Origin of the sequence: uncultured Alistipes sp. (genome assembly GCF_949296715.1) — a bacterium.
Classification (GTDB): Bacteria; Bacteroidota; Bacteroidia; order Bacteroidales; family Rikenellaceae; genus Alistipes.
Genome location: NZ_CASFQD010000016.1, coordinates 1 through 1,625 on the forward strand (window position 1 = coordinate 1; position 1,625 = coordinate 1,625).

Sequence of the window (1,625 nt, forward strand, 5' to 3'; positions counted from 1 at the left end):
GCGGCTGATATAGCGTGAAGAGTCGGGCACGAAGCTGTGATACAGGTTGGAGTAGCGGTTCTCGAGCTGGGTCAGATAATCTTCGCTTTCACCCTTCTCGCCGTCATTGATGACGATGACTTCGAACTGCGGATAGTCCTGTTCGAGGATGGCGGGCAGGTTGCGGCGCAGATTTTCCACTTCTTCGTGGGCGCAGATGATGACGGACAAGGGCGGCAGCTCCTGTGTGAAGTGCAGTTCTTCGCGCCGTGCCTTACGGCTACGCAGGTGGATGCGGTTGTAGAGGGCGAGGTAGTAGAGGGCCTGGACGGCCAGCAGGATGCCGGTGGCTGCCAGCAGGTATTGTTCTGTTGTGTCGAATGCGAATGCTTCCATTATGTTTCCTTATATAATAGTAGTGTTGCGCAAAAGTACGAATTTTCGTCCACACCTTGTACTGCCTGCCCGTCCTTTTTTCTTACCCTTCCAGCACGGGCACCGTCAGGAAGCGGCATTGTGGGAAGTGGCGTCCGAGGTAGCGGCGCAGGTACTGCTGCGTGTCCTGCTGGATGGTGGTGTCGGCCAGAGTGGGATAGAGGTTGTAGAGCACGGTGTCGAGCCGGATACCGCGGCGGGCCACGGCTTCCAGGCTGAGGAGGGTATGGTTCACGCTGCCCAGCTTGCCCGAGGTGACGAAGACGAGCGGATAGCCCCGTTCGGCGATGTAGTCGATGGTGAGGTACTCGTCCTTCAGGGGGACCATCAGGCCGCCGGCACCTTCGACCAGCACCGTGTCGTAGCGGCGGGCCAGTTCCTGCGTAGCCTGCCCGATGCGGTCGAAGTTTATTTCGCGGTGGTCGATGCGTGCGGCCAGGTCGGGCGAGGCGGGGTAAGAAAAGATTTCGGGCATGGTGAGTCCTTCGCGGTCTTCGGGCAGGTAGCCGGTGCCCATGAGGCGGCGGTGCAGGTCGATGTCTTCGCTGTGGCCCACGTTGCCTGTCTGGATGAATTTCTGGGTGATGACGCGTCGGCCTTCTTTGATGAGTTGCGCCGCATACCAGGCGGTGCAGTAGGATTTTCCGGCATCGGTGTCGATGCCGCTGATGAAGTAGATGTTGTTCATAATGTTGGTGTTTTTTGGGAAGAAATCACATATATCGGTTGATACGTCAGGCTCACGCCTTCGGACGAGCCGAAGCGGCGGATGTATTCGTCGCAGAACGCTTGCAGGCGGCCGCGGCTCCACGTCTGCTTCTCCGTGCCGGTGACGCCTGTCATGCGCAGGTGGCGCAGGACGTCGACGGGGGTGGGGAAGCGGAGTACGGCCTCTTCCTGCTCCAGGTGGAGGATGCAGAAGCCGGCGTCTTCCAGCTCGCGGCGGAGTTGCTGGGGAGGCGTGTAGTCCAGCCCGTTGCCCGTCAGCGTGCGTATCTCGAGCAGGTTGCGCAGGCCGAAGGTGGTGAAAGCCAGCACGCCGCCGGGGCGGAGCAGCGAGGCGGAGCGGCGGAAGAAGTCGCGGGGCGAGGCGAACCACTGGAGGGTGGAGCACGACGTCAGCAGGTCCAGTCCGCCGGGCAGGGGGCAGGTCTCGGCATCGCCCGCCTCGAACGCCACGTCGGGCCGGGCGGTCAGGCCCTCCAGGCAGA

General features: G+C 61.6%; 3 protein-coding genes. All 3 read right to left on the bottom strand.

Annotated elements, in window-relative coordinates; genetic code table 11:
- A partial coding sequence (locus Q1Y33_RS02635) for a glycosyltransferase (RefSeq protein ID WP_300797990.1) occupies positions 1-375 on the bottom strand: 375 nt, incomplete at its 3' end.
- Positions 376-457: 82 nt separating this feature from the next.
- Positions 458-1,105: a dethiobiotin synthase gene (gene bioD, locus Q1Y33_RS02640; protein ID WP_300797994.1), complete on the bottom strand. Its 648-nt coding sequence runs from the start codon at positions 1,103-1,105 to the stop codon at positions 458-460.
- Positions 1,099-1,625: methyltransferase domain-containing protein (locus tag Q1Y33_RS02645; protein WP_300797992.1), on the bottom strand; the 527-nt coding region annotated here is incomplete at its 5' end. The genes bioD and Q1Y33_RS02645, both read right to left, overlap by 7 nt.